Consider the following 25,489-nt stretch of genomic DNA (forward strand, 5'->3'; position numbering starts at 1 on the left):
GACTGCTCCTCAATTTCTGCTGCTCATGGTGCTGCCCGCGAGGGCGATTTTCCCGACCTATAGGGCGCGAACCTGAAGGCGGGTATAACTTTCATTACAAAGCCGGCGGTTGCGGTGCGGCAGAGGACAGGCGCTGAAGCAGGGGATCGGCAAAGTCCCCCTCGATCCGCCGGGCGAACAGCGCCAGCAGTTGCAACACCGCGAAATGCGCGCCTTCCATGGCCGAGACGTCCACGACGCGCTGCGGATCGTCCTGCAGCGCCAAAAGCAGCGGCTCCGCATCCTCGACCGGGCAGGCCCCGACCAGACGCACGATCTCGCTTTCCACGACGATGCTCATGACAGCAGCTCCGGCAGATCGAGCACGAGCAGGACCCCGCCATCGGCATCGACGGCAGTGCCGCCGATGGCCGGCATCGCGGCGAGCAATCCGGAGCGTTCGCGCACGGCGGCATCCATCCGCTCGCCCACGGCGTCAACGCGCAGCGCGATCCGCTCGCCTGCCGCTCCGGTCACCACCAGCCTCGCCGCTTCGGCCCCCGGCGTGTCCTCGTGGCCCAACAGAGCCGCCAGCGACAAGACCGGCACCGTGCGGTCGCGGATCACGCAGGCGCGGCCATGACCAAGCTCCTGGATCTCGGCAGGGTCGATGCGCAGCGTCTCGTGGATCTGGTCCATGCGCAGGCCATAGCGCTCGCCGGCGACACGCACCGTAACCAGGCGCGTCAGGATCGCCGTGAGGGGCAGGCGGATGGCTATATCGGTGCCCTGGCCGAGCGTGCTCTCCACCTCGATCGAGCCCTGCATCCGCTCGACCGCGCGCTGCACGGCGTCCATGCCCACCCCCCGGCCCGACACGTCGGTGACCACTTGCGAGGTGGAAAAGCCCGGCGCAAAAATCAGCCGCAAGGCCTGGCGATCCGTCAGTGCTGCCGCGGCCGCCTCGTCCAGGAGGCCGCGAGCCACCGCCGCCTGCCGGATTACCGCGGCATCGATGCCCTTGCCGTCGTCCGAAAGCGCGACCGCGAGATGGTCTCCGCTGCGCTGGAAGCTCAGGCGGACGGTCCCGGTGGCAGGCTTGCCGGCCTCCGCGCGTCGCTCGGCGCTTTCGAGGCCGTGGTCGATGGCGTTGCGCACGAGATGGAGCAGCGGCTCGAAGATGGCGTCCGCCACCTGCTTGTCCACTTCCGCCCCCTCTCCGGCCAGTTCGAACCGCACGTCCTTGCCCAGCGAAGCGGCCAGTTCGCGCGCCAGACGCGGCAGACGGCGCAGGACGGGCTGCAACGGCACCCGGCGCACTTCGGCCACCGTCGAGGAAAGCCGTCCCAGCGCGCGTGACAGCTCGCCCTGAACGCGGCGCAGATCGGCGGCCAGCGCGCGGTCCGTCACCGCCGCGCGCTCGGCCGTCGCCTCAAGGGCATTGAGCGCCACCGCGAGTTGGCCCACTTCGGCAGCGAGAACGTCCAGCCGCAAGGCCGAGACGCGCAGCATGCCGCCGCCCTCGCCCGGGTCGGCCGGGGCCGCTTCCGCCGCGCCGGGTTCGCTCTCGCCCTGGCGCAGCCGCACCACCTCGACCTGATCGGGCACCATGCGAAAGGCCGCGCGTACATCGTCCGGCTCGGCGCTGGAGAGCCCCAGCAGATGCATCGCGCAGCGAAACGGCTCGAACTGCGCGAGGTCCGGCGCGTCCGGCGCCGGTTGCAGTTCCATCGCCAGCAGGCCCGGCACCGCCCGCACGACGGTCAGGGGGTCTTCGCCGCGAAAGAAGCAATCCGGATCGGGCCTGTAGCGGAAGGCGGACATGGCACCGGCTCCATCCACCGCGGCAGCGCTGCGGACAATCGGCGCGGTCCAGTCCGGCAGTTCGCCGGTCGTTTCCGGCGCCGCGGCGGGGCGTTCCGCTTCATCCAGCGAGGCCGCAAGCGCGAGGCTGCGCGTCTCGGCATCCGCCGGCAGCCGGCCGTCGCGTTCCACATCATCGATCCAGCGGTCGACCTGGTCCACCGTCGCCACGAAGCCGTCGAAGTCTTCCGCCGTCAGCACCGCATCGCCGCGCCGGGCCTGATCCAGCCGCGTCTCGGCACGGTGCAGCAGGCGCTCGGCGGGCGCCATTTCGAACAGGGCCACCGAGCCCTTCAGCGTGTGGACCGCGCGGAACAGGCTGTCGAGCACGTCGCGGCGTTCGGGCTGGCGCGCCAGGGCCACCAGATCGCCTTGCGCCTGCGCCACGAGATCCCGTCCCTCGATCAGGAACTGTTCGAGCAATTCGTCCATCATGAGCGACGATAGACGATCGCGTCGTCAAGGCGAACGAGATTGAAGCGATCGTCGATCCGGGTCATCGATTCGCTGTGACCAAGGCAAAGATAGCCGCCCCGGCGCAGCGCGCCATGCAGGTTGTCCGCCGCCACCTGCCTACCTGCCTCGTCGAAATAGATCAGGAGATTGCGGCAGAGGATCACGTCGAACTGGCCCTGTGCGGCCATGGAGCTGGCGTCGATAAGATTGGCGTAGGCAAAATGCACGGATTCGCGCAAGTCCGCGATCAGGCGGTAGTGGCGTTCGTCCCGCTCGAAATAGGCCGCCCTCAGTCCTTCGGGCATGCGGGCCACGGCGCGCTCGCCATAGTCTCCCTCGCGCGCGGCTGCGAGCGCGGCTGTGTCGATGTCGGAGCCGACGATCTCGATGTGATAGGCATCCACCAGCGGCCAGAATTCGAGCAGCCAGATCGCGATGGAATAGGCTTCCTCGCCGGTCGCGCAGGGCATCGACCAGATGCGGATGCGGTCGCCGGGAATGCGCGTGCGGGCCAGTTCCGGCAGGATCGTATTGGCGAGCGCCGCGAACTGGTGTTCCTCGCGGAAGAAATAGGTTTCGTTGATGGTGACGGCATTGATCAGTTGCTGCCGTTCTTCCGCGTCGGTCAGGAGGCGGGTGAAATAGGCGCGGACATCGGGCGATGCGGTGCGCCGGATCCGATCCACCAGTCTGCGCTCGATATAGTAGGTCTTGTTCGGGCCGAAAGTCATGCCGGTCCAGCCGCGCAGCAAGTCGCTGATGCGCGCGATATCGGCGTTCTGGACGCCCGAACCCGGCGAAATGCCCGTTCCGGTTTCCGTCATGCGCCGGCCCAGTCGAGCAACTGGCCGGCGATGCGGTCCATCGGCAATATCAGGTCGGCGCCGTCCAGCGCGACCAGCGCCCCCGGCATGCCCCAGACGACGGCGCTGTCGGCGTCCTGCGCGATCGCACGGCCACCCTCGCGCCGCATGCGCGCCATGGCCTGCGCCCCGTCGTTGCCCATGCCGGTGAGCAGTACCCCCACCAGGGCCTCGGCGCCCAGCACATCGCATGCGGATTCGACGAGCCGGTCCGTGCTCGGGTGCCAGGGCAAGTCGGCGCGGGCGGGCGCGGCCAGCACGAAGGCCTCTCCCCGGCGGCGTGACAGGATCACGTCGGCATCGCCGCGGCCGATATAGACATGCCCCGGCAGCAGCGGCACGGCGCCGGTCACTTCGCTGACGGTCAGCGCGCATTGCCGGTCGAGCCTGCGGGCGAGCGGTCCGGTGAAGCTGGCCGGCATGTGCTGCGCGATGACGATCGGCCAGGGGAAATCCGCCGGCAGCGGCTGCAGCAAGGCATCGAGCGCGGGTGGGCCGCCTGTAGAGGAACCGACGATCACCGCGGAAATGCCGTCCAGCGGTTCGGCGCGCGGCAGCTGGGCCGGTTCCCTCCCGACAAGCTGCGTCTCAGCGGCATGCCCGGTCCTCATCGCAGAAGCGCGCGCATGAGCCCTTGCCCGCAGGCGGTCGGCCAGACGCACGAAGCGCGGCAGGCGCGCAGACGCCGCCGCGCGCACTTTTTCCACGAGCGGGTCGGCGATCCGGTCGATCTCCAGCGAGATCGGCCCCTCGGGTTTGGCCACGAAATCGACCGCCCCCAGCGACAGCGCCTCCAGCGTCTCGTCGGCGCCCTCCTGCGTCAGTGCCGAGACCATGACGACCGGACAGGGCCGCTCCACCATGATCCGGTCGAGACAGGCGAGCCCATCCATCTGCGGCATGTGCACGTCCATCGTCACCACATCGGGCGCGAAAGTGGAGAGCATGGCCAGCGCCTCGGCGCCATCGCGCGCGACTGCGATCTCGAACCCGCCGTCCTCGCGGAAAAGCTGGACGAGCAGTTTGCGCATCAGCGCGGAATCGTCGACGATCAGCAGCCGGATCGCGGTCAACGCACCGCCTCCAGCAGATCGCGCCCGGCCGCGTCGATCAGGGTCAGGGGCGAGACCAGCAGGGCGATGCGCTCCCCCGCGCCGGCACCATCGGCCAGGCGCACATAGCCATCGAAGATCGCGTCCGCCTCGCCGCCGGCCTCCGGATGCTCGATGGCCGCCTTCGTCAGCCTGATGAGGCCGTCCACGCGTTCGACCAGCAGGCCGACGACATCTCCGCCCTGCCGCGCGAGCACGAGGCGCCTGCCCTCCCGTTCCGTCACCGATCCGCCGCCGAGCCGCATGGAAACATCGATCACCGGCACTGCAGACCCGCGCACATTGACCATCCCTGATAGCCAGCCCGGCGCATCGGGAATGGCCGAGAGAACCGGCACCCGCGCCACCCCTTCCACGGAGCCGAGCGGCATCGCCAGCCGGTTCCCGCCCGCTCGCAAGGCAAGGTAGGCGCTCTCCGCCTCCACAGCCGCCGGGGTCACATCCGGCAAGTCGGGAAGCGCTTCCATCCCGGCCACCGCCTCGGCATCGAGCAAATGATCGGCATCGAGCACGGAAATCAGCCGTTCGCCCGAACCGGGACGGCAGATCGCCTGGATCGAGGTCTCTGCATCCCCGCGCAGCAGCACGCCCGGCACCGGCTCCAGGCGCCCATGCTCGACATGAACGACATTGCGCACCCGTTCGGTCACCAGTCCCACCCGGCCCGCGCCGACGCGCACGACCACGACCTGCTCGCGCGCGGCAGGGGCTTCGGCCTCGAAACCCAGCAGGCGGGCCAGCGAGAACAGCGGCAAAAGGCTGCCGCGATGTTCGATGGCCCCCAGCGCCGTTGCCGCCGCTCCGGGAACGACGGCAAGATCGGCGGGCTTCGTCAGGACTTCCTGCACCTGATCCGCGGGCAAGGCGAAACGCTGGCCGGCCAGATCCATGACCAGAAGTGCCAGGCGCTCGTCCCGCACCGCTTCGCCGCGCTCCGCATGGAGCGGTGCATGGCGCGCAGCGCGTCGCTCCGGAGCCGGGAAACTGGCCGCGAGCAGCGCATCGAGGTCCAGATTCTCGCTATCCCCTCTTGCGCCCAGGCCGAGCACGGCATCCACCGCCAGCGCCACCGGCCGGGCGCCGTCCAGCAGCAAGGCCCGCGCGGGCGCCCCCCCGCCGGCCCCATTCCTGGCATCCCCGAGCGCAAGAACGGGCAGGATGTGCCCCCGAAAGTTGCCAAGGCCCAGCAACCTGGTCGCACCGAACGGCACCGGGGTCAGTCGCGGCAGAGCCGAGATTTCGCGAACCAGGCGGGCAGGCAGGGCCATTCGCCGGCCGTCCGCCACGAAATTGAGAACCGTATCTTCGCTTTCGGCCGCCGCCCGCGCGGACACGGACCGATCAGGCGCCGCGGTCGAGCGAAACGGCCAGCGCCGCGATGTCCTCGATCGCCGCCGCCAGTTCCTCCGCGCCTTGCGCCTGCTGGCGGGCGGCAGCGCTGGCCTGCCGGGCGGCGCCTGCGGCGAGTTCGGCGGCCGAGGCGATCTGGTCGCTGCCGCTGCGGATCTCGCGCACGGCGTGCAGGATCGCCTGTGCCCCGCCGAGAATGGCGGTATTTCCGCGCCCGGTCTCGGAAAGGTTTTCGGCCATGACGGAGAAACGCTCGATCATCGCGCGGTTCCGCCCGCCTTCGGTTTCAGCGGCGCCCACGATCTGGTCGAGATCGCTGCGTACGAGGGTCAAGTGGTCCTGGATGGCGCGCACCGCGTCCTTGACGTCTTGCGCATTGGCTGCCGCCTCTCGCGCAAGCTTGCGAATATCGCCGGTCACGGTCGAGAAACCGGCGCCGGCACTGCCCGCGCGGGTCGCTTCCACCGCGCCGTTGACCGCGAGCATGTTGGTCTGGAGCGCGACCAGCGCCAGGCCGTCGCCGATCTTCTCGATCCGGCGGCCGGTGTCGCCGATCGTGCCGAGCGACGACAGCACCGCGCGGGTTTCCTCGACACTTTCGGTGACGCCGGACACCAGGGCCATCACCTGGGTGCTGCCCTGCTCGGTCGTGGCGATCACTGCGGCGATGCCCGTGCTGGCCTCTTCCGCGCGTTCCTGCGCGGATATGGCCGCCTTTTCGATCTGCACCATCGCCGCGCTGGCCTGCAAGGTGGCCGCGCCCTGGATCTGTGCGCCGCGCGAAATCTGCTCGATGGCCACGAGGATCTCGCCCGCCGCGCCGGACAGTTCCTGCACGGTGGCCGAAAGCTCTTCGGCGGCCGCCGCGATCTGCTCGGCCGCGCCGCTTTCCTGGCCCTGCCCGGCGTTCTCTACGCCGACTTCGCCCGAAAGCCGGTCGGCGAGCACTGCCAGCGTCTCGGCGGTCTGCTGGCTCTGCTCCAGCGAGGCCGCCTGCTGCTCCACGGCCTGCCGCGCTTCTGCCGCTGCCGCCGATTGCTCCTCGGCCGCGGCGGCGATCTGCTCCGCGCCCTTCTCCGCCTCGGTGGCGGCACTGTCGGCTTCCATGGCGGCCAGCGCGATATCCTGCGCGCCCTTCCCGAGCGAGGACAGCCGCCCGCGCGCCTCTTGAAGATCGTTCACCAGCGCCCGCCCGCCATCGGCCTGACCGATGGCAACCGTGGCGGCACGGCGGATGCGCTCGGCCACCTGGCGGATTTCGGAGACGATGCTGTCACCCAGACTGCGGATTTCCGCGGCGTTCCGCTCCGAATCGTCGGCCAGTTCCCGCACTTCGTCGGCGATGATCGCGAAGCCCCTTCCCGCCTCGTCGGCGCGCGCCGCCTCGATCGCGGCGTTGAGCGCCAGCATCCCGGTCTGCTCCGAAAGGTCCGCCACCGTGCCGCCGATCGCGATGATCGACGCGGCCGTGGCCTCCAGCTTCTCGACAAGCTGGACCGATCCCAGCTGCCGCTCGCCATTCAGGACGATCGCGGCGACCGAAGCGTCGATCTGTGTCGCTGCTTCGGCAAAGCCCGACTGCACCAGTTCGATGTGCCGCTGCGCCGCACCCGCGCGCTCGCTGGATTCGCGGAAATTGCCCCGCAGGCTGGCGATCAGCCCGAGCGATTCCTGGGCCGCGCCTGCCGCTTCTTCGGCCGAGACGGAAATGTGATCGGCGGCCCGCTGGAGTTCTCCCGCAGCGCTCGCCGCCTCGGTAAGCCCGCTGGCGAGTTCCTGCGTCGCCTCGTCCAGCCGTTCCAGCACGGTGACCGCGCGCCGCCCTCCACGGGCCGATGCCGCGGCCGTGCGCGGCACCGCCTGCTGGGCGACCGGATCGGTGCCGGAGCCCGTGGGGGCCGTCTTGCGGGCAGCCAGCGCGGATTTCTTGACTAGGGGCATGGAAGACCTCTCAGATGACCCGGCAGCGGATGGGCCACTCGTGATCCTCCCGGCATATGCGCAAACCATGGCCGCCATCAAGCTCCCAGCACTAAAGCACAGGCGCGAAAGGAGCGGACGAACAGGAACGCCGACCCGGCGGCGGGCGTTGGCGGGGAATATCCGCGAGCAGGAGCGACAGCGCCATGACGAAGGAATTCAAGAAAGGCGACAAGGTGGAGTGGGACACCAGCCAGGGCGCGACACACGGCACTGTCCAGAAGAAGCAGACTACCGAGACGCATATCAAGCGCCACAAGGTCGCCGCCACGCCGGACGACCCGCAATATATCGTCAAGAGCGACAAGTCGGGCAAGAAAGCGGCGCATAAGCCCGAGGAACTGCGGCGCAAGTCCTGAAGCCGCGTCTGCGCGAGGCTGACTTGAGACGGGGCCGGGAGCAATTCACCGTGCAGAGGCGTTGTGCGGGGCAGGAGAAGGAGCCTGCCCGATGTCGCCCGCGACCCATATCATGACCACCGCCCGCCGCGAAATCCTCACCCGTCCGGTTCTTTCGCTCGTTCAGTCCGCGCTGCCCGCACTGTCCGCCACGGAGAACGAGGCGATCGACGCAGGCAACACCTGGTGGGACGCCGCGCTGTTCACCGGCAATCCGGACTGGGAGCAATTGCTGGCGATCCCGCCCGCCACGCTGACCGAAGAAGAACGCGCCTTCATGGACGGCCCGGTCGACAGGCTCTGCGCCATGATCGACGACTGGCGCATGACCTGGGAAACCCGCGACCTGCCGCCCGAAGCCTGGGACTTCCTGAAGCACGAGAAGTTCTTCGGCATCATCATCCCCAAGGAACACGGCGGCCTTGGCTTTTCCAACTACGCGCATAGCGAAATCGTGCGCAAGATCGCCACGCGCTCGGTCTCCACTGCAGTGACGGCCATGGTGCCCAATTCGCTTGGGCCGGGCGAACTGATCCTGCGCTTCGGCACGAAAGAGCAGCAGGAGCACTGGCTGCCCCGCCTGGCCGACGGGCGCGAAGTGCCGGCCTTCGGGCTTACCAGCCCCGAGGCCGGGTCCGACGCCGCCGCGATGACCGATGAGGGCGTGATCTGCCGGGGCCAATGGAACGGCGAGGACGTGCTGGGCATCCGCCTCAACTGGCACAAGCGCTACATCACGCTGGGGCCGGTCGCGACCATTCTCGGCCTGGCTTTCAAGCTGCGCGATCCCGACCATCTGCTGGGCCATCAGGACGATATCGGCATCACCGTCGCGCTCGTGCCCACGGACCTGCCAGGCGTGACCATCGGCCGCCGTCACATCCCCTCCATGCAGACGTTCCAGAACGGTCCCAACGAAGGGCATGACGTGTTCATCCCGCTCGACAACGTGATCGGCGGGCCGGAGCGCGTCGGCCAGGGCTGGAAGATGCTGATGAGCGCGCTGGCGGCCGGGCGCGGGATCTCGCTGCCTTCGCTCTCGGCGGCAGCAGGCGCTTTCGCGGCCCATACCACCGGCGCTTATGCCCGCGTCCGCTCGCAATTCAACCTGCCGATCGGCAAGTTCGAAGGCATTCAGGAGCGCCTCGCCCGCATCGCCGGCAACGCCTATCTGCTGGACGGCGCGCGGCGGCTGACGTGCGCCGGGCTGGACCAGGGCAACCACCCGGCGGTGATTTCCTCGATCCTCAAGCTTCACGCCACCGAGCGGATGCGCGTCGTCATCAACGATGCCATGGATGTGCACGGCGGCAAGGCGATCATCGAAGGACCGCGCAACTACCTCGGCAGCCAGTACCGCGCCATTCCGGTGGGCATCACGGTGGAAGGCGCCAATATCCTCACCCGCAGCCTGATGGTCTTCGGGCAAGGCGCGATCCGCTCGCACCCCTACCTGCTGGAGGAAATCCGCGCCGTGGGCGATGCCAATCGCGGCCGGGCGCTGGCGAATTTCGACCAGGTGCTGTGGAAGCACATCGGCCATGCGCTGAAAACGGCGATCCGCGCCTTCGTGCGCGGCTGGAGCGGCGGCAGGTTCGCCCCCGCGCCCAAGGCAGGCAAGGCCACGCGCTATTACCGGCAGATGAGCCGCTATGCCGCCGCTTTCGCTTTCGTTTCGGACATTTCGTTCCTGACGCTCGGCGGCGAACTCAAGCGTCGCGAACTGCTCTCGGGCCGCCTGGGTGACGTGCTTTCCGAACTCTACCTGTTGTCCGGCGCGCTCAAGCGCTGGGAAGACGAAGGGCGGCAGGACGAAGACCTGCCGCTGCTGGCCTGGTGCATGGAAAGCGGCTTCGCCACCATCGAGCAGCGCTTTGCCGAGATCATCGCCAACTTCCCGGCCCGTCCGGTTGGCTGGATGCTGCGCCTGTTCATCCAGCCGTTCGGCCGCCGTCGCAACGGCCCGTCGGACCGCACCATCCGCCAGTGCGCGGACATCCTGCTGGAACCCTGCGCCGCGCGCGACCGGCTGGTGGAGAACGTCTATATCGGGGGGGCGGACGAGGCCGTCGGCCGCCTGACCGACGCTTTCCAGCAAACCGTGGCGACCCAGCCCGTCCACGACCGCCTGCGCAAGGCACGCATCCGCGATCTGGACAAGGCGCACGAACAGGGCCTCATCACCGATGGGGAACTGGAGAGCTTGCGCGCCGCCGATGCGGCCGTGGCGGAAGTGATCGCGGTGGACGACTTCGCGGCCGAAGACCTCGACCAGTCCGGCCACGAAACGGCTACCCCGCGCATTGCCGAGCCCGCCGAATGAGCCGCCCGGTCTATATCGTCGACGGTGCCCGCACCCCGTTCCTGAAGGCGCGCGGTGGCCCCGGTCCCTTCACGCCGGTCGATCTGGCCGTGCAGTGCGGGCGGCCGCTGCTGCTGCGCCAGCCGTTCACGCCGGCCGCCTTCGATCAGGTGATCCTGGGCTGCGTGAACGTCATCGCGGACGAGGCGAACCCGGCCCGCGTTGCTGCCCTGCGCCTTGGCTGCGGCCCGCAGACCACCGCCTTCACCGTGCAGATCAATTGCGGCTCCGGCATGCAGGCGATGGACACGGCCTATCGCTACATCGCCGACGGCGGCAGCGACCTGATCCTGGCAGGCGGAGCCGAAGCCTTGAGCCACGCCCCGCTGGTGCTGCGGCAGGACGCGGTGGAATGGCTGGCGGAAATGCAGGGCAACAAGTCCGGCCCGCTCGGCGCGCTCAAGGCCGCAAGCCACTTCCGGCCCGATTTCCTCAAGCCCATCGTCGGCCTCGAACGCGGGCTGACCGATCCGATCACCGATCTCGGCATGGGGCAGACCGCCGAAGTGCTCGCCCACCTCTTCTCGATCTCGCGCGAGGCGGCGGACCGTTATGCGGTAGAGAGCCACAAGCGGCTGGCGAAAGCGCAGGCGGAAGGCTGGCTGAAAGGCGAACTCGAACCCGCCTTCGCCCGCGACGGCACCGTCCACGACCACGACGACGGCGTCCGACCGGACAGCGAGCCTGCCAAGCTGGCCAAGCTCAAGCCCGTGTTCGAGCGGCCCTACGGCAAAGTCACGGCCGGCAACAGCTCGCAGATCACTGACGGCGCCTGCTGGACCATCCTCGCCTCGGAAGCGGCGGTGGAGCGCCATGGCCTCAAGCCCCGCGCGCGTATCGTCGACAGCCAGTGGTCAGCGCTCGATCCCTCGATCATGGGCCTCGGGCCGGTGCTTGCTTCCACCGCACTGCTGAAACGCAACGAACTCTCGCTGGACAGCATCGACCTCTGGGAACTGAACGAGGCGTTCGCTGCGCAAGTGCTGGCCTGCCTGGCAGCCTGGCAGGACGAGGGCTTCTGCCGCGAGGTGCTCGGTCTGGAAGGCGCGGCGGGCACTATCGATCCCGGGCGCATCAATGTCGACGGCGGGGCGATCTCGCTCGGCCATCCGGTCGGCGCCAGCGGCGCGCGCATCGCGCTCCATCTGGTGCAGGCGATGGAGCGGCTGGGCAGCGGCCGGGGCATTGCCACCGAATGCATCGGCGGGGGCCAGGGCGGCGCCATGCTGATCGAACGCGCATGAAGGAGGCCGCGATGAACGATCCCGTATGGACTTATCTGGCCGACCGCGACCTGACGCTCGGCCCCGTTCCCCACGATCACCCGGAAAGCACCGAAGGCTTCACGCACTGGAGCTTTGCGCGCGATGCCGATGGCGTGGCCTGGGCCGTGATCGACCAGCAGGGCACCGGCACCAACACCCTGTCGCAAGCGGTGCTGGAGGAATTCTCCCGCATCCTCGACCTCGTCGAGCAGCGTGCGCCCAAGGCGCTCGTCATCCGGTCGGCCAAACGGGACGGCTTCCTTGCAGGGGCGGACATCGCGGAATTTCGCAGCGTCACTGACGAAGGCGCGATCCGCGCGAGGATCGCAGCGGCGCACGAGGTGGTCGACCGGCTGGCCGCGCTGACGATACCGACAATCGCCGTCATGCACGGTTACGCCATGGGCGGCGGGCTGGAACTGGCCCTCGCCTGCACGCAGCGCATCGCCGTGGAGGGCACGCGCTTCGGCTTTCCTGAAGTGCAGATCGGCCTCCACCCCGGCCTTGGCGGCACCGCGCGCTTCACGCACTTGTGCGATCCGATCGAGGCGATGAGCGCCATGCTCACCGGCAAGTCGATCCATGACCGGCAGGCCAGGCGCATGGGGCTGGTCGATGCCGTGGTGCCTGAGCGCCATGTCGCCGCCGCCATCGCAGCCGCGGTCGGCGGCGATCTGGAGCAGGCGCGGCAGGGTCTGGTGGAACGGCTGAAGGACAGCGCCCCGGCACGCCGCATCGCCGCCCGGCAGATGCGCGCGCAGGCCGAGGGCCGCGCGCCGTCTGCGCACTATCCCGCGCCCTATGCGCTGATCGATCTCTGGGAGGAGCACGGCGGCGACCTGAATGCCATGAAGCAGGCGGAAATCGGCTCCTTCGCCAAGCTGATGCTGACCGATACGGCGCAGAACCTGATCCGCGTGTTCTTCCTGAGGCAGAAGCTGAAGGAACTGGCCGGCAAGACTTCCGGCATCGCGCAAGTCCACGTCATCGGCGCGGGCGCAATGGGCGGGGACATTGCCGCGTGGTGCGCGTGGAAGGGCCTGCGCACCAGCCTGTCCGACGTGAAGCCCGAGCCGATCGGCAAAGCCATCGGCCGCGCGGCCGCGCTCTACGAGAAGATCGCGCATGGCGACCGGCTCAAGATCCGCGACGCGCTCGACCGGCTGATCCCCGATCCCGAAGGCCACGGCGTGACGAGCGCCGATCTGGTCATCGAGGCCGCGCCGGAGAAGGCCGATCTCAAGCGCAAGCTCTACGCCGATGCCGCGCCGCGCATGAAGGACGGCGCCATTCTGGCCACCAACACCTCCTCGATCCCGCTGGCCGAACTGCGCGAAGGGCTCCAGCGGCCCGAACGACTGGTCGGCATTCATTTCTTCAACCCGGTCTCGCGGCTGGATCTGGTGGAAGTGGTGACTCATGACGGCACCAATGCGGATGTCGCGGCACAGGCCCGCGCTTTCGTTGGTCGCATCGGCAAGCTGCCTGCGCCCGCGAAGAGCGCGCCGGGCTTCATCGTCAACCGGGTACTGACGCCCTACCTGGTCGAAGCGCTGACCCTGATGGACGAGGGGCTCGCCCCCGAAGTCATCGACAAGGCGGCGACCGATTTCGGCATGCCGGTGGGTCCGCTGGAACTGGCGGATCAGGTGGGGCTCGACATCGGGCTGGCCGTTGCCGAGATGCTGAAGCGCGAACTCGACTGGCCGATGCCCGATGCCCCGCCATGGCTGAAGGAAAAGGTGGAGGCCGGCGACCTCGGCAAGAAGACCGGCAAGGGCATCTACGTCTGGCGAGACGGCAAGGCGGTGAAGGGCCACGGTGCACGGCACGGAAGCGCCGCAGCGCCCCAGGCCGATGTGGCCGACCGCCTGATCCTGCCGATGCTCAACACCGCCGTCGCCGTACTGCGCGAGGGCGTGAACGACGATCCCGACGTGATCGACGCGGCGATGATCTTCGGCACCGGCTTCGCGCCGTTCCGCGGCGGCCCGCTGCACTATGCCAAAGAACGCGGCGTGAGTGACGTGGTCGCGGCTCTCACCGAACTGGCCGCCAAGCATGGGCCGCGCTTCGAACCGGACGCGGGGTGGGACGCGCTGAAGTGACCGCATATCTCACCGATCCGGAAGAGATCGCGGATCGCATCATTGCCCATACCGGCGGGCGGATCGTGCTGGGCCTGCCGCTGGGGCTGGGCAAGTCTCCCCATGTCGCCAATGCCCTGTTCGATCGCGCCCGGGGCGATCCATCGATACGGCTCGTGATCTTCACCGCCCTGACGCTGGAACCGCCCGCGCTGGGGTCGGACCTCGAACGCCGCTTTCTTGAGCCGGTGTTCGCACGCACGATGGGTGGCTATCCCGAATTTGCGTATGCCGCCGCCCAGCGGGCGGGCGACTTGCCGCCCAACATCGAGGTGAACGAGTTCTTCTTCCAGGCGGGCAGCCGGCTCACCAACGCCGTGGCCCAGCGCAGCTACATTTCGGCCAACTACACCCATGCCGTGCGCTGCCTGCTCGATCAGGGCGTGAACGTGATCGCGCAGATCGTCGCCCGCCGAGAGGACCGCTTCAGCCTCAGCTGCAACAGCGACATGACGCTGGACCTGCTCCGCCATCGGGAGGCGGGCAAGGCCGACTTCCTGCTGGTCGGGCAGGTCAATGACGAACTGCCGTTCATGCCCGGGCCGGCAGACCTTCCCGCCGATGCTTTCGCCATGATCCTCGACAGTGCGGAGACGCGGTTTCCCCTGTTCGGGCCGCCCAAGCAGCCGGTCAGCCCGGCGCAGCACGCGATCGGCGTCCATGTCGCCTCGCTGGTGGCGGATGGCGGCTCGCTGCAGATCGGCATCGGCGAGATCGGCGATGCCGTGGCCCATTCGCTGATCCTGCGCCAGCACCAGCCAGACCGTTTCCGCAGCGCCATCGATACCTTGCTCGTGGCCGGGCAAGTGCGCCCGCCCGTGGAAATGGGTGCCTTCGAACACGGCCTGTACGCGCCCACCGAGATGTTGGTCGACGGCTTCGTCGAACTGATCCGGGCCGATATCGTCAAGCGCGAAGTCGACGGCGCCGTGCTGCACGGCGGTTTCTTCGTCGGTCCCCGCGCCTTCTACGCAGCGCTGCGCGACATGGACGAAGCCACGCGCGGCCTTATCCACATGCGCGAAATCTCCTGGGTCAACGCGCTGTACGGCGACGAAGCGGCCAAGCGGGCCGCCCGCGTCGACGCCCGCTTCGTCAACAGCGCGATGATGGTGACGCTGCTCGGCGCCACGGTTTCCGACGGGCTGGAGGACGGCCGCGTCGTCAGCGGCGTGGGCGGGCAATACAACTTCGTGGCGCAGGCCATGGAACTGGACGGCGCGCGCTCGATCATCACCCTGCCCGCCACCCGGCTGCACGACGGGTCGCTGCAATCCAACATCGTCTGGAGCTACGGCCATGAGACGATCCCCCGCCACTTGCGCGACGTGGTGGTCACCGAATACGGCGTGGCCGACCTTCGCGGCATGAGCGACGAGCGGGTGATCCAGCGCCTGATCGCCGTGGCCGACAGCCGGTTTCAGGACGAACTTCTGGAGGCAGCGCAAAGCGCCGGAAAAATCGGAGCGGATTGGCGCATCCCGCAGGAGTGGCGGTCCAACCTTCCGCAGCGCATCGCCGACGCCCTGCCAAGGGACGACTTTCCCGCCTATCCCTTCGGCACCGATTTCACGCCGGTCGAGCGGCGGCTCGTGCCCGCGCTGCAGCATCTGTCCGAAACCGGCGGGCGCCCCGGCGCGCTGGCAGCCATCGCAGCGCGCGGCCTTGCTCGCCCCACGCCGACGCGGGAGGAGGAGGAAGCGCTCGAACGCCTCGATCTGCAAGCCCCGTCAGGCCTGCGTTCGCGAACCTACCGCACCTTGGTACTCGGGGCCCTGCGATCCGTGGAATGAACCAGGCAGATCGATCGGGCCGTTTTCAGGGCTTTGGTTTCGGCGCCGTGCCCTGGACCTCTGGAAAACATTCCCGCGCCAGGTTCTTCCACATCGGTTCCACCGCGTCCTTCCAGTCCCCGAATCCATAGAGAACCAGCGTGCCGTCGTGCCGCGCCTCGAAGGACATCAAGGGGCTCGTCGGCGTATCGGTTTCCTTGGCGACGCGAAAATTCACCTTCCTGCCGGTTTCCACCGACAGGTTTTCACTGACGCCGACATCGTCGAACTCGGTTTCCACGCAGGCGGCAACCTCACCGATGGGCCGGTCGGAGTGCGCCTTTATGAAGGAAGAAGCCGGAGGCATCGCTGCCAGAAGCAAGATAGCGGCGGGAAACATGGCGCGCTGATACCACGAGTGGACAGATGACCCAAGTACCGGCCCTTCACGGAAGAGCCGGAAAAACCTGGTCAGGCTGTCAGGACTCGCTGCCGAAGAAGTGGTCGATCACGTCGCGTGCCAAACGGGAAGGCTTGAGCGTGACGGCATCGAGGCAGCACCAGCTGGACTTCACTTCGGCCAGCACTTCCTCACCGCGCTTGATGATCGTTTCGTAGAACGCCCGCGCACCCTGGACCTTTTCCAGGAGCACGGTTGCAATCACGTCGTCCCCCAGGAAAGTGGGCTTGCGGTAGGTGATCTCGTGCTTGAGCGCGACCCACAGATGCTGGCCCACCACTTCGGTAGGCGCAAAGGCGCGCCAATGGTCAAGGACAGCGTCCTGCACCCACTTGAGGTAGCTGGCGTTGTTCACATGGCCCATGAAGTCGATGTCGTTTGCATCGACACCAATGCGGAAGTCGTGGGGAATCGCGGTGCTCACAGGAAGACTCTAGCAGAAGTGCGGCGCGCGCAGCAGACAAATATCATCCGCTTCGGATAAGCCCGAAGCATTGCGGTATCACGACAGCACGGAAACGCCCCGTCGCACCACCGATGGCAATGGTGGCTTCGGGCCGTTTCCGCTTGGAAACGGCCCGAAACTCTCGGTTAAAACCTTTTGTCCGCGCGCGAACTAGAGCGCCTTGGCCATGTTCAGGTGCGCTGTCACCGTAGGCACGAGTTCCTTCGCGAAAGCCTTGAGAGGCGCGGAATCGCCGTTCGCCGCGTAGTCCTTCAGCTTGTCGAGAGTCATCTGATGCGCATCGACTTGCGCCGAGGCATAGGCCTTGTCGAAATCGGCCCCGGTGAGATTCTTCAGCGCATCGAGCTTCTGATCCTGCGCGTCGCTGAGGCCGGCGTCCGGCGTGATCGCGGGCGACAGCTTGTCAGCCACGCCCTTCAGCTTGGCGGTGGACTGGGTGTGCGCGTCGATCATCTTTTCGGCGAAGCGCTTCACGGCGGCCGACTGGCCCTTGGCCATGGCCAGCTTGGACGTCTCGATCTCGAAGGCGTCGCTGCTGGCGGCGGCATTGGCGAAGGCCTGCGCAGGGGTCTGCGTGGCCGTGCCCATCGGCATGTCCGCCCCCGGAATGGCGCCGGGAACCACTTCCGTTGCCGGTGCCGTGGCCACGTCATTCGTGGCGGGAGCCTCCTTCTTGCAGGCCGTGAGGGCCAGTGCTGCGAACGAGACGGCGTATAGTACCCGGTGCTTCATGGTGATTTCCTCTTCCTCACTATGCTCCATCGTGAACCAACCAGTCCGCCGCGCGTTCCCGGACAGACTGCTCTCGGTCGCAAGGATCGCGGAGCGTCCCGGCAAGGCAGGAGCAAGACTATGGGAATGCTAGGAAATATCTTCGACAAGGTCTTCCATCGCAACAAGGCGAAAGCCGCCCCCGCGCCTACGCAAAACGCCCCTGCGGCACCCGCCCCCACGCAGGCCGCCCCCGCGCCTGCCGCAGCCGCGCCTGAAGCGGCGGAACCCGTGGACGTCGGCGCGGTGCTTGAGGAAATGGCATCGATGAAGGCGGACCATGGCGGCAATTACCAGACCTCCATCGTCGACCTGCTGAAACTGCTGGATCTCGATTCCAGCCTCTCCGCGCGGAAGGAACTCGCAGACGAACTGGGCGTCCATGCCGCTGCAGACGGTTCGGCAGAACAGAATATCGCCCTCCATCGCGCCGTGATGGACAGCCTTGCCAAGAATGGCGGCATCGTGCCCGACAGCCTTCGCCAATAAGTATCAGACATCGGTAGGTATCAAATGAGGACCGAGCGTAAATCCTGAAAAGTAACCTCGGTTAATGCGCCCTGCCAAAGCGGCGCTATGAGCGCACCCCGGTGGGGTGAAGCCGCGGTCTCGCGGTTTCGGACAGGTCGGCAGCGTGCGGCGCCTAGCGCCCGTTGTCGGCCTGTCTCTTCATGCGGATCGAGCGTGCGCCACTTATAGCTCGCCTTCGCTGCCCGCGTCGCGGGCACGGCGGATCTCGTGGAGGGCCGAGGTCTGTTCCTTCTCTCCTTCCACCACCAGGTCGGGACGGCCGGTAAGCTCCCCCGCAAGGCGCTTGGCGTACCCCTTCATCACTTTGGCAGCGCCTTTCACTTCCTCTTTCCTATCGGTCATGCCCCATCTCCTGATCGCGCGGTTCAACCGGGGTAAGGCGAGGTCTTCAGCAGACCTGCAAGGTGCGCCGCATTGCCTGCCACCATCCTTGCCGTCTTGGTGACTTTTTCAGGTGTCTTGTCCAAGTCCTTGAAATCGGTGGACCCCATTGCCTCGCCTACCCAGTAACAGGCCGCGACAGCCGGGATCGTCCAGCCCACGTCGTTAAGAGACTGGAACAGCTGGGCCGACGAGAAATGGGCGCCGTCCTCGTTACCGACGATCGCCGCCACCGCGACTTTGCCGTAGCTGGGCATGCGGCCCTCGTCGTCGGTCTCGTCGAGGAAAGCATCCATCCGTTCGAGCACGCGCTTGGCGACGCTGCCGATCTGGCCCATCCAGATGGGGCCGCCGAACACCAGAATATCGTGCGCCAGGATCTTTTCCCGCAGGCCGGGCCATTCGTCACCTTCGCCCTCGTTCGAGGTCACGCCGGGTAGCACGTTGAGCCCAGCCACCCGCACGGTCTCCGTGATCTCGACATCGGTTTCGGCAAAGGCCTTCGCGAGAACCGCGATCATCGCGTCCGTGGAGGAAGGCTCGGCTAAATCGGACTTCAGCGTGCAATTGATGGCCAGGGCTTTGAGTGTCACGGGCAGGCGTCCTTCTTCCGATACATGTTTGCAGAACCAACGCGGGACCCGGCGTTTGGTTCGAGCGCAGGGTGCCCTGCCGGCAAGGCCGATTGAAAAGCGGAAGCTGGGAACGGGGCCGCCTGCTCGCGCCTTTCTTCTGCCGAAGGAGAAGGATCATGGCCGAGTACGAACCCGACGATTCCCGCAATGTCACCGGAACCGCCGGCACGCCCGACGGACGCTGGACCAACCGCGATGGCAAGCCGCCGCAAGGCGTTCCCCAGAAGGATCCGGCCCGCGCCCGGGAAGCGGAGCTTCACGCCGACAAGGAAGACGAGCGTCTCAATCCGGGCGCCGATACCGAAACGACCGGCGGCGTGGGCGGAGCGCGGCGAGGCTCTCACGGCTGACCTTTCAGCCGCGGCACGCCGCAGCAACCATTTGTAACGCCGCGTTCGCCGCTTTCGCTCGAACCTGGCGGCCCCTGACGCGTTGCCCCCGAACGAGTCAGGGGAATTGCCGTCTTGCGAAAATCGATTGCCGCACCGTCCGTTACCATAGCGTCCGTTACCGTGGCGACGCTGGTGCTGGCGGGCTGCAACGGGCATCAGTCGGCGCTGGCGCCGTTCGGGCTGGAAGCGCGCTCCACGCTCTGGCTGACGGCAGTGCTGGCGGCGGGAGGCAGCGTCATCGCGCTCGGAATGGCCGCGATCTATTTCGTCGCGGCGCGGGCTCCGGAAGGAAAGCTCACTCACCAGAGCGGCATGCGTCTCGTCCTATGGCTCGGCGCCGTGGTCCCGACGGTGGTGCTGACCGCGCTGCTGGTCTGGGCGCTTCCAGCCATGCGCCCCCTTCCCACCGGCGACAGCGATTTGCACATCCGCGTAGAGGGCGAGCAGTTCTGGTGGCGCGTCGCTTACGCGCGGAGCGATGACAACGATCCGGACGGCCGGACGGAGCCACCGCTGCTCTCCGCCAACGAAGTGCGCCTCCCGGTCGGCCGGACGGTCGTGTTCGAACTCACCGCCACGGACGTCATCCATAGTTTCTGGATCCCCGGCCTTGCCGGCAAGATGGACATGATCCCCGGCCGCACCAACCGGCTGGTCGTCAAGGCCGAGAAGCCCGGCACCTATCGCGGGGTCTGCGCCGAGTTCTGCGGCCTCAGCCATGCACTGATGGCCTTCGACGTCATCGCCATGGAACCGGCCGCCTTCGACGCCTGGCTGACCGCCGCCCGCACTCCCCCGCGCCGCACGCAAGACCGCGGCGCAGCGCTGTTCGCGCGCGAGGGCTGCGGAAGTTGCCACGCCCTCGCCGGCACATCGGCCCAGGCCCGCATCGGCCCCGATCTCACCCGGTTCGGCGAGCGCCTGACGCTTGGCGCCGGGATTCTCGAACCGACGGACGCCCATACCGCCGCCTTCATCCGCGATCCCCATCGCTTCAAACCGGGCGCTCGCATGCCCGCCTATACCCATCTCACGCAGGAGGAAGCCCTGGCCCTTGCCCGCTGGCTGAAGCAGACCAAGGCGGAGAACGCGCGATGAGCCTGTACGACCAGGACGATCCCGCCCTCCGCGCCGCGCAGGAACAACGCCTGCGTGAAGTCTGGGCGCCGCCCAAAGGCCTTTTCCTGCGCTGGACGGACACCAACAACAACCAGGTCGGCAACTGGTACGTGCTCACGGCCTTCGCCTTCATGCTCTTCGCAGGCGTGCTGGCGCTCATCATGCGCACGCAGCTCGCGGTGCCCGACAACGACCTGGTGGGGCCGGGCACGTTCAACCAGTTGTTCACCCTGCACGGCTCGGTGATGATGTTCCTTTTCGCCGTGCCGATGTTCGAGGCGGTATCGATCATCCTCCTGCCGCAATTGCTGGGCGCGCGGGACCTGCCCTTCCCCAGGCTTTCCGCCTTCGGCTATTGGTCCTTCCTGATCGGCGGCGTGTTCGTTTCGGGATCGATCTTCTTCGACGCCGCGCCGGACGGCGGCTGGTTCATGTATCCGCCGCTGACCACCCGAACCGACCTTTCCGGTCTCGGCGCCGATATCTGGATGCTGGGGCTTTCCTTCATCGAAGTGTCGTCGGTCGCCGCTGCGGTCGAGCTGATCGTGGGCGTGCTCAAGTGCCGCCCGCCGGGCATGCGGCTCAACCTCATGCCGCTCTATGCCTGGTACATCCTGGTGGTAGCGGTGATGATCCTCTTCGCCTTCCCGCCGCTGATCGCCGGGGATGTGCTGTTCGAGATGGAGCGTTTGCTGGACTGGCCCTTCTTCGATGCCTCGCGCGGGGGCGATCCGCTGCTGTGGCAGCACTTGTTCTGGATCTTCGGCCATCCGGAAGTCTACATCGTCTTCCTGCCCTCCATCGCGCTCTTCGCCATGCTGGTGCCCACGTTCGCGCGGCGCCACCTGCTGGGCTATCCCTGGATCGTGCTGGCGGCAGTGGGCACCGCATTCCTGTCGTTCGGGCTATGGGTCCACCACATGTTCGCGACGGGCCTGCCGAAGATCAGCCTCGGCTTCTTCTCGGCGGCGTCCGAAGCGGTGGCGATCCCGACGGCCGTGCAGATCTTCGTCTTCATCGTCACCCTCTGGGCGGGCCGCGTGGTCTGGTCCACGCCGCTGCTCTACGCCACCGGAAGCCTCGCGATCTTCGTTATCGGCGGGCTGACCGGGGTGATGGTCGCGCTGGCCGCGTTCGACTGGCAGGCGCACGATACCTACTTCGTGGTGGCCCACCTGCACTACGTGCTGATCGGCGGCACGCTGATGCCGCTCTTCGCAGGGCTCTATTACTACTGGCCGCTGGTGACCGGCAAGAAACTGTCCGACCGGCTGGGACGCACGGCATTCTGGCTGATCTTCGTGGGTGCCAACCTGTGCTTCTTCCCGATGCATCTTTCGGGGCTGGAGGGCATGCCGCGCCGTGTGTTCACGTATCCGGCCGACCTTGGCCTCGGCGGGCTGAACATGGCCTCCACGATCGGCTCCTTCGTGATCGCCGCCGGGGTTGCGGTGATCGTGCTCGACTTGTGCCGCTCGCCCTGGCGCCAGATGGCCCCGCGCAATCCCTGGCAGGCCGGAACGCTCGAATGGCTGGCCCATCCGCAGGACGAGAACTGGGGCATCCGCTCGATCCCGCTGATCGAGAGCCGCTATCCGATCTGGGATCAGGAAGACTTCGTGCGCAAGGTGGACGAAGGCCGCTATTTCCTGCCGGATGCCGAGGAAGGCCGGCGCGAGACGATCATCACCTCGGTGCTGGACGCGCGCCCGGTCTCGGTCATCCGCCTGGGCGCTCCCAGCTGGAAACCGATGCTCACCGCCCTGGCGCTGGGCGGAGTGTTCATCCTGACCACTTATCATCTCTACTGGCTGGCGCTGGTTTCGGGCGTGGCGACGCTGGCCATGGTGCTCTGGTGGCTCTGGACCGGAACGGCGGAAATTCCCGAAAAGCCCAGCAAGCCGATCGGGCACGGCATGGAGCTGCCGCTCTACATCTCGGGCGGAGCCTCTCCGGGCTGGTGGGCCATGTTCATCACGATGATGGCGGACGCCACGGCCTTCTCCGGATTGCTGTTCGGCTATTTCTTCTTCTGGACCCGGCATGCCGACTTTCCGCCGCCCGACATGGCCGCAGCGCCCGGCATGTTCTGGACGATGATCGCGCTGATGCTGGCTCTTGCGGGCTGGATCGCCACGGTCGCCGCGCGCGAGATCCACGCGCGGGGTGGCATCGGTGCGGGCCGACTGCTGCTGCTGTTCGGGTTGGCCACCAGCCTGGCGGGTGTCCCGGCCGGACTGGCGGGGCCCTGGCTCTCCGGCATGGATCCCGCCGCACACAGCTACCCGGCGATCGTCTGGACGCTGGCGATCTGGACCTGCCTTCATGCCGCCGTCGCGGCGATCATGCAGGCCTATGTCCTCGCGCGGAGCCTGGCAGGGCGGATGACCCCGCATCACGACGCGGATATTCGCAACGTCACCGTCTACATGCACTTCTTCGCGCTCACCGCCGCCTGCGCCTATGCCACCATCGGCCTGTTCCCGGAGGTGGCATGAGCGAAGACCCGCGCGGCGACCGCAGGAAATGGCACGAGCGGCTGCAAGTCACGCTCTGGACCCTGATCGTGCCGCCCACGGTCTGGGCGGCCCATTTCCTGTTTTCCTACCTCTGGGCGGCGATATCCTGCGCCAAGCAAGGCGACTTCGCCCGGTTCCCGACGCTGTTCGTGGCCGGGACGGTGCTGGCCCTGGCGGCCATCGCCCTGTCGGGCTGGATCGCCCACCGGCAGGTCCGCATGCCCGGCAGCCCGCCGCCGCACCAGGACGGGACCGACATCGACCGGCTGCGTTTTCTGGCAAAGGCAACCCTGCTGCTGGCCGGACTGAGCTTCGTGGGCGTGCTTTTCACCGCGCTGCCGGTGGTGTTCATCGGAGACTGCCGGTGAAGCGGGCCGCGCTCCTGACCGGGTTCCTGCTCATGCCGCTGGGCCTTGCCTGTGCGCACTTCGGCATGACCGGCCACATGACCGCGCATATGATCGCCGTGGCCGTGGCCGCGCCGCTGCTGGCATTCGGCCTGGCCGAAACCGCTCTCGATCCTGCGCGCCGCTGGCCCCGCCTGGTGACGCCGATGGCGATGATGCTGGTGGAACTGGTCGCCGTCTGGGCGTGGCACTTGCCCGCCGTGCGCCGCGCCGCCGACGCCGCACCCTGGCTGGGCGCCGCGGAATACGCCAGCTTCCTGGGCGCAGGACTGCTGCTCTGGAGCGCCGCGATCCACACCCCCCAGCGCGCAGCCGGGATCGGTGCGCTTCTGCTGACATCCATGCATATGACGCTGCTGGGCGTGCTGATCGGCCTCGCCCCGCGCCCGCTTTACGGCTCGGGAATGCCCGGAATGCACCACTACGGCGCGCCGTTCGGCCTTGACCCTCTGGCCGACCAGCAGCTTGGCGGGGTCGCCATGCTGGTGATCGGCGGGGCAAGCTACTTCCTTGGCGGCATTGCCCTTCTTGCGGGACTGCTGAGAGCCAAGCCGGAACCTTCGAAATGACCGTGAAACTGACCTGGAAACGCCTGATCCTGGCGCTGCTCACCCTCTTCGCGCTCGGCATGGGATTCGCCTGGTCCGGCCTGTTCCCCATCGCCGCTTCCTCCGGGCATTGGGCGATCACCGACTGGTTCCTCCACTGGACCATGCAGAACTCCGCGCGCACTTACAGCGCATTCCAGACGCCGGAACGCGTGCGCGACGACCGGGCTCTCGTCAGCGCGGCGGGCCATTTCCGGCAGTCCTGCGCGGTGTGCCACGGGGCGCCCGGCATGCCGCCATCGCCGGTCATGCAGTCCGCCACGCCGCCCGCACCGGACCTTGCGCGCGTGGTGGGCGAATATGGCGACAAGGAGCTGTTCTGGATCGTCCGTCACGGGGTGAAATTCACCGGCATGCCCGCCTGGCCGGCCGGCGACCGACCGGACGAAGTGCGCCGCATGGTGGGCTTCCTGCGCCGCCTGCCGAACATGACCCCGGCCGAGTACGAGGCTCTCACCGCGCCTGCTCCGGGCAGCGACGCCGCCCTTGCCAGCTGCACGGGTTGCCACGGAACCGACGGCCTGGGGCGCGGCCAGGCCGATATCCCGGTGATCGCCGGGCAGAAGGAAAGCTATCTTCTCGCGGCCCTGCGCGACTTCGCTTCCGGAAAGCGCCACGGTGCGGTCATGCAGGTTGCGGCATCGGGTCTCTCAGACGCGGAGATGCGCCAGGCCGCCCGCCATTACGCACGGCAACCGGGGCTGCGCGACCAGCCCCTACCCGCCGCCCATGCCATCGTTTCGGATGGACTGCCCGCGCAGCAATTGCCTGCCTGCACCACCTGCCATGCGCCCGGAAAGGCGGCGCCCGCCCTCGGCGGCCAACGGGCGGACTACCTCGCCACCAGATTGCGGCAATGGCGGGGCGAGGAAACCGTGATCGACGCCCACAAGCCGCGCGACCCGATGGCCGTCATCGCCCGGCGCATTCCCGAGGCGCAAATCGATCCTCTCGCCAAGGCCCTGTCCGGGGACGCTACAGCGCGCTGACCTTCACCCGGGATCCTCTGCGCAGGGCAGCCAGCGGCGCACCTCATGCGTTACCGAAACCAACAGGCTTGAATGAAAGGCAAAATCGGCATGACCGAAAGCGGAAACGACCCCCGGGAAGACGTGCTGAACTTCTGGTTCCGCGAACTCTCTCCCAAAGACTGGTTCGAGACCGCCGAGGCCCTGGACCCCGCGGTGCGTGCCCGTTTCGGCGCGCTTCACGCCCAAGCCGCAGAAGGCGCGCTGGCGGACTGGGCCGAGACCCCGCTCGGCCGGCTGGCGCTGATACTAGTGCTCGACCAGTTCTCTCGCCATATCCATCGCGGCACGGCGCTGGCCTTTGCCAGCGATCCGGCCGCGCAGCACCTCGCCGTCGAGGGCATAGCCGCCAGAATGGACGAAACCCTGGGCTTTGCGCAGCGCCAGTTCTTCTACATGCCGCTGATGCATGCCGAAGACTCCGTCCTCCAGGCCATGAGCGTCGAACGCTTCAAGGCCCTGCGCGACTATGCCGAAGAGGTGATGGGCTTCGCTTCGGGCCATAGTGCCGAAATTGCCGCTTTCGGGCGCTTTCCGGGGCGCAATCTCGCTCTTGGCCGAAATTCCAGTCCCGCAGAGATCGAACATCTGAACAGCAGCGCGCCGGCATCCTGATCGCAGCGCA

The 25,489-nt window shown here is 67.5% G+C and carries 24 protein-coding genes; 13 read left to right on the plus strand and 11 right to left on the minus strand.

Annotation, left to right across the window (positions count from 1 at the left end):
- Positions 1-94: 94 nt before the first annotated feature.
- The 6 genes from EDF57_RS20880 to EDF57_RS20905 are packed head-to-tail and all read right to left on the minus strand — an operon-like array spanning position 95 to position 7,564.
- Complete coding sequence (locus EDF57_RS20880; RefSeq protein WP_134095644.1) at positions 95-340, minus strand: hypothetical protein; 246 nt, start codon at positions 338-340, stop codon at positions 95-97.
- Positions 337-2,274, minus strand: a complete 1,938-nt coding sequence (locus tag EDF57_RS20885) for a chemotaxis protein CheA (protein WP_134095645.1) — start codon at positions 2,272-2,274, stop codon at positions 337-339. The genes EDF57_RS20880 and EDF57_RS20885 overlap by 4 nt, the downstream gene beginning before the upstream one ends.
- Positions 2,274-3,122: a protein-glutamate O-methyltransferase CheR gene (locus EDF57_RS20890; protein WP_134095646.1), complete on the minus strand. Its 849-nt coding sequence runs from the start codon at positions 3,120-3,122 to the stop codon at positions 2,274-2,276. Before EDF57_RS20890 ends, EDF57_RS20885 begins: the two co-directional genes overlap by 1 nt.
- Positions 3,119-4,234, minus strand: a complete 1,116-nt coding sequence (gene cheB, locus EDF57_RS20895) for a chemotaxis-specific protein-glutamate methyltransferase CheB (protein ID WP_279587451.1) — start codon at positions 4,232-4,234, stop codon at positions 3,119-3,121. The genes EDF57_RS20890 and cheB overlap by 4 nt, the downstream gene beginning before the upstream one ends.
- Entirely contained in the window at positions 4,231-5,607 is a 1,377-nt protein-coding gene (locus EDF57_RS20900) for a chemotaxis protein CheW (RefSeq protein ID WP_347876960.1), read from the minus strand. The genes cheB and EDF57_RS20900 overlap by 4 nt, the downstream gene beginning before the upstream one ends.
- Positions 5,608-5,614: 7 nt before the next feature.
- A complete protein-coding gene (locus EDF57_RS20905) occupies positions 5,615-7,564 on the minus strand; it encodes a methyl-accepting chemotaxis protein (RefSeq protein ID WP_134095648.1) in 1,950 nt (649 codons plus the stop codon).
- 185 nt (positions 7,565-7,749) lie between these two features.
- On the opposite strand from EDF57_RS20905, the gene EDF57_RS20910 reads away from it, so the two are divergent.
- The 5 genes from EDF57_RS20910 to EDF57_RS20930 all read left to right on the plus strand — a co-directional run bounded on the left by EDF57_RS20910 (position 7,750) and on the right by EDF57_RS20930 (position 15,568).
- Entirely contained in the window at positions 7,750-7,962 is a 213-nt protein-coding gene (locus EDF57_RS20910; RefSeq protein ID WP_132265955.1) for a DUF2945 domain-containing protein, read from the plus strand.
- A gap of 91 nt (positions 7,963-8,053) precedes the next feature.
- Positions 8,054-10,324 (plus strand): acyl-CoA dehydrogenase, encoded by a 2,271-nt coding sequence (locus tag EDF57_RS20915; RefSeq protein WP_243841184.1) that lies wholly within the window; start codon positions 8,054-8,056, stop codon positions 10,322-10,324.
- A complete protein-coding gene (locus EDF57_RS20920) occupies positions 10,321-11,607 on the plus strand; it encodes an acetyl-CoA C-acetyltransferase (protein ID WP_134095649.1) in 1,287 nt (428 codons plus the stop codon). The genes EDF57_RS20915 and EDF57_RS20920 overlap by 4 nt, the downstream gene beginning before the upstream one ends.
- An 11-nt stretch (positions 11,608-11,618) precedes the next feature.
- Positions 11,619-13,736: a 3-hydroxyacyl-CoA dehydrogenase NAD-binding domain-containing protein gene (locus EDF57_RS20925; protein ID WP_134095650.1), complete on the plus strand. Its 2,118-nt coding sequence runs from the start codon at positions 11,619-11,621 to the stop codon at positions 13,734-13,736.
- Positions 13,733-15,568 carry an acetyl-CoA hydrolase/transferase C-terminal domain-containing protein gene (locus EDF57_RS20930; RefSeq protein ID WP_243841185.1) on the plus strand — a complete coding sequence of 612 codons (1,836 nt, stop codon included), beginning with the start codon at positions 13,733-13,735 and terminating at the stop codon, positions 15,566-15,568. Before EDF57_RS20925 ends, EDF57_RS20930 begins: the two co-directional genes overlap by 4 nt.
- A 25-nt stretch (positions 15,569-15,593) precedes the next feature.
- Here the strand turns inward: EDF57_RS20930 and EDF57_RS20935 are convergent, their stop codons facing one another.
- From EDF57_RS20935 to EDF57_RS20945, 3 genes are all read right to left on the minus strand, one after another.
- Positions 15,594-15,848, minus strand: a complete 255-nt coding sequence (locus tag EDF57_RS20935; protein WP_134095651.1) for a hypothetical protein — start codon at positions 15,846-15,848, stop codon at positions 15,594-15,596.
- Between the two features lie 178 nt (positions 15,849-16,026).
- Complete coding sequence (locus EDF57_RS20940) at positions 16,027-16,431, minus strand: thioesterase family protein (RefSeq protein WP_132265961.1); 405 nt, start codon at positions 16,429-16,431, stop codon at positions 16,027-16,029.
- 192 nt (positions 16,432-16,623) lie between these two features.
- Positions 16,624-17,205, minus strand: a complete 582-nt coding sequence (locus tag EDF57_RS20945) for a DUF4142 domain-containing protein (RefSeq protein ID WP_132265963.1) — start codon at positions 17,203-17,205, stop codon at positions 16,624-16,626.
- A gap of 120 nt (positions 17,206-17,325) precedes the next feature.
- Here EDF57_RS20945 and EDF57_RS20950 point away from each other — a divergent pair, with 120 nt between their 5' ends.
- Complete coding sequence (locus EDF57_RS20950) at positions 17,326-17,733, plus strand: DUF3597 family protein (protein ID WP_132265965.1); 408 nt, start codon at positions 17,326-17,328, stop codon at positions 17,731-17,733.
- Between the two features lie 204 nt (positions 17,734-17,937).
- Here EDF57_RS20950 and EDF57_RS20955 read toward each other — a convergent pair whose 3' ends face one another.
- Positions 17,938-18,117 (minus strand): CsbD family protein, encoded by a 180-nt coding sequence (locus EDF57_RS20955; RefSeq protein WP_134095652.1) that lies wholly within the window; start codon positions 18,115-18,117, stop codon positions 17,938-17,940.
- Between the two features lie 23 nt (positions 18,118-18,140).
- Positions 18,141-18,749 carry an NAD(P)H-dependent oxidoreductase gene (locus EDF57_RS20960; RefSeq protein ID WP_134095653.1) on the minus strand — a complete coding sequence of 203 codons (609 nt, stop codon included), beginning with the start codon at positions 18,747-18,749 and terminating at the stop codon, positions 18,141-18,143.
- Positions 18,750-18,907: 158 nt separating this feature from the next.
- On the opposite strand from EDF57_RS20960, the gene EDF57_RS20965 reads away from it, so the two are divergent.
- The 7 genes from EDF57_RS20965 to EDF57_RS20995 all read left to right on the plus strand — a co-directional run bounded on the left by EDF57_RS20965 (position 18,908) and on the right by EDF57_RS20995 (position 25,479).
- On the plus strand, positions 18,908-19,141 hold the full coding sequence (locus EDF57_RS20965) for a hypothetical protein (protein WP_134095654.1): 234 nt from the start codon (positions 18,908-18,910) through the stop codon (positions 19,139-19,141).
- A gap of 162 nt (positions 19,142-19,303) precedes the next feature.
- Positions 19,304-20,281 (plus strand): cytochrome c oxidase subunit II, encoded by a 978-nt coding sequence (gene coxB, locus EDF57_RS20970; RefSeq protein ID WP_243841186.1) that lies wholly within the window; start codon positions 19,304-19,306, stop codon positions 20,279-20,281.
- Positions 20,278-22,800, plus strand: a complete 2,523-nt coding sequence (ctaD, locus tag EDF57_RS20975; protein ID WP_134095655.1) for a cytochrome c oxidase subunit I — start codon at positions 20,278-20,280, stop codon at positions 22,798-22,800. The genes coxB and ctaD overlap by 4 nt, the downstream gene beginning before the upstream one ends.
- Entirely contained in the window at positions 22,797-23,189 is a 393-nt protein-coding gene (locus tag EDF57_RS20980) for a hypothetical protein (protein ID WP_132265969.1), read from the plus strand. The genes ctaD and EDF57_RS20980 overlap by 4 nt, the downstream gene beginning before the upstream one ends.
- Entirely contained in the window at positions 23,186-23,797 is a 612-nt protein-coding gene (locus tag EDF57_RS20985) for a cytochrome c oxidase assembly protein (RefSeq protein WP_134095656.1), read from the plus strand. The genes EDF57_RS20980 and EDF57_RS20985 overlap by 4 nt, the downstream gene beginning before the upstream one ends.
- The gene (locus tag EDF57_RS20990; RefSeq protein ID WP_134095657.1) at positions 23,794-24,825 is read left to right on the plus strand and encodes a c-type cytochrome; all 1,032 of its coding nucleotides are present in this window, start codon (positions 23,794-23,796) and stop codon (positions 24,823-24,825) included. Before EDF57_RS20985 ends, EDF57_RS20990 begins: the two co-directional genes overlap by 4 nt.
- 90 nt (positions 24,826-24,915) lie before the next feature.
- The gene (locus EDF57_RS20995; protein ID WP_134095658.1) at positions 24,916-25,479 is read left to right on the plus strand and encodes a DUF924 family protein; all 564 of its coding nucleotides are present in this window, start codon (positions 24,916-24,918) and stop codon (positions 25,477-25,479) included.
- Positions 25,480-25,489 lie beyond the last annotated feature (10 nt).

The sequence above is a fragment of the Novosphingobium sp. PhB55 genome (genome assembly GCF_004368805.1).
Taxonomy (GTDB): Bacteria; Pseudomonadota; Alphaproteobacteria; order Sphingomonadales; family Sphingomonadaceae; genus Novosphingobium.

Excerpts from the sequence above, each read along its gene's own strand:
- EDF57_RS20980 (WP_132265969.1), top strand. The coding sequence starts at position 22,797 with ATGAGCGAAGACCCGCGCGGCGACCGCAGGAAATGGCACGAGCGGCTG.
- EDF57_RS20950 (WP_132265965.1), top strand. The coding sequence starts at position 17,326 with ATGGGAATGCTAGGAAATATCTTCGACAAGGTCTTCCATCGCAACAAG.
- ctaD (WP_134095655.1), top strand. The coding sequence starts at position 20,278 with ATGAGCCTGTACGACCAGGACGATCCCGCCCTCCGCGCCGCGCAGGAA.
- EDF57_RS20955 (WP_134095652.1), bottom strand. The coding sequence starts at position 18,117 with ATGACCGATAGGAAAGAGGAAGTGAAAGGCGCTGCCAAAGTGATGAAG.
- EDF57_RS20890 (WP_134095646.1), bottom strand. The coding sequence starts at position 3,122 with ATGACGGAAACCGGAACGGGCATTTCGCCGGGTTCGGGCGTCCAGAAC.
- EDF57_RS20885 (WP_134095645.1), bottom strand. The coding sequence starts at position 2,274 with ATGGACGAATTGCTCGAACAGTTCCTGATCGAGGGACGGGATCTCGTG.
- EDF57_RS20910 (WP_132265955.1), top strand. The coding sequence starts at position 7,750 with ATGACGAAGGAATTCAAGAAAGGCGACAAGGTGGAGTGGGACACCAGC.
- EDF57_RS20990 (WP_134095657.1), top strand. The coding sequence starts at position 23,794 with ATGACCGTGAAACTGACCTGGAAACGCCTGATCCTGGCGCTGCTCACC.
- EDF57_RS20905 (WP_134095648.1), bottom strand. The coding sequence starts at position 7,564 with ATGCCCCTAGTCAAGAAATCCGCGCTGGCTGCCCGCAAGACGGCCCCC.
- EDF57_RS20945 (WP_132265963.1), bottom strand. The coding sequence starts at position 17,205 with ATGAAGCACCGGGTACTATACGCCGTCTCGTTCGCAGCACTGGCCCTC.
- EDF57_RS20920 (WP_134095649.1), top strand. The coding sequence starts at position 10,321 with ATGAGCCGCCCGGTCTATATCGTCGACGGTGCCCGCACCCCGTTCCTG.
- EDF57_RS20880 (WP_134095644.1), bottom strand. The coding sequence starts at position 340 with ATGAGCATCGTCGTGGAAAGCGAGATCGTGCGTCTGGTCGGGGCCTGC.
- EDF57_RS20995 (WP_134095658.1), top strand. The coding sequence starts at position 24,916 with ATGACCGAAAGCGGAAACGACCCCCGGGAAGACGTGCTGAACTTCTGG.
- EDF57_RS20925 (WP_134095650.1), top strand. The coding sequence starts at position 11,619 with ATGAACGATCCCGTATGGACTTATCTGGCCGACCGCGACCTGACGCTC.
- EDF57_RS20915 (WP_243841184.1), top strand. The coding sequence starts at position 8,054 with ATGTCGCCCGCGACCCATATCATGACCACCGCCCGCCGCGAAATCCTC.
- EDF57_RS20965 (WP_134095654.1), top strand. The coding sequence starts at position 18,908 with ATGGCCGAGTACGAACCCGACGATTCCCGCAATGTCACCGGAACCGCC.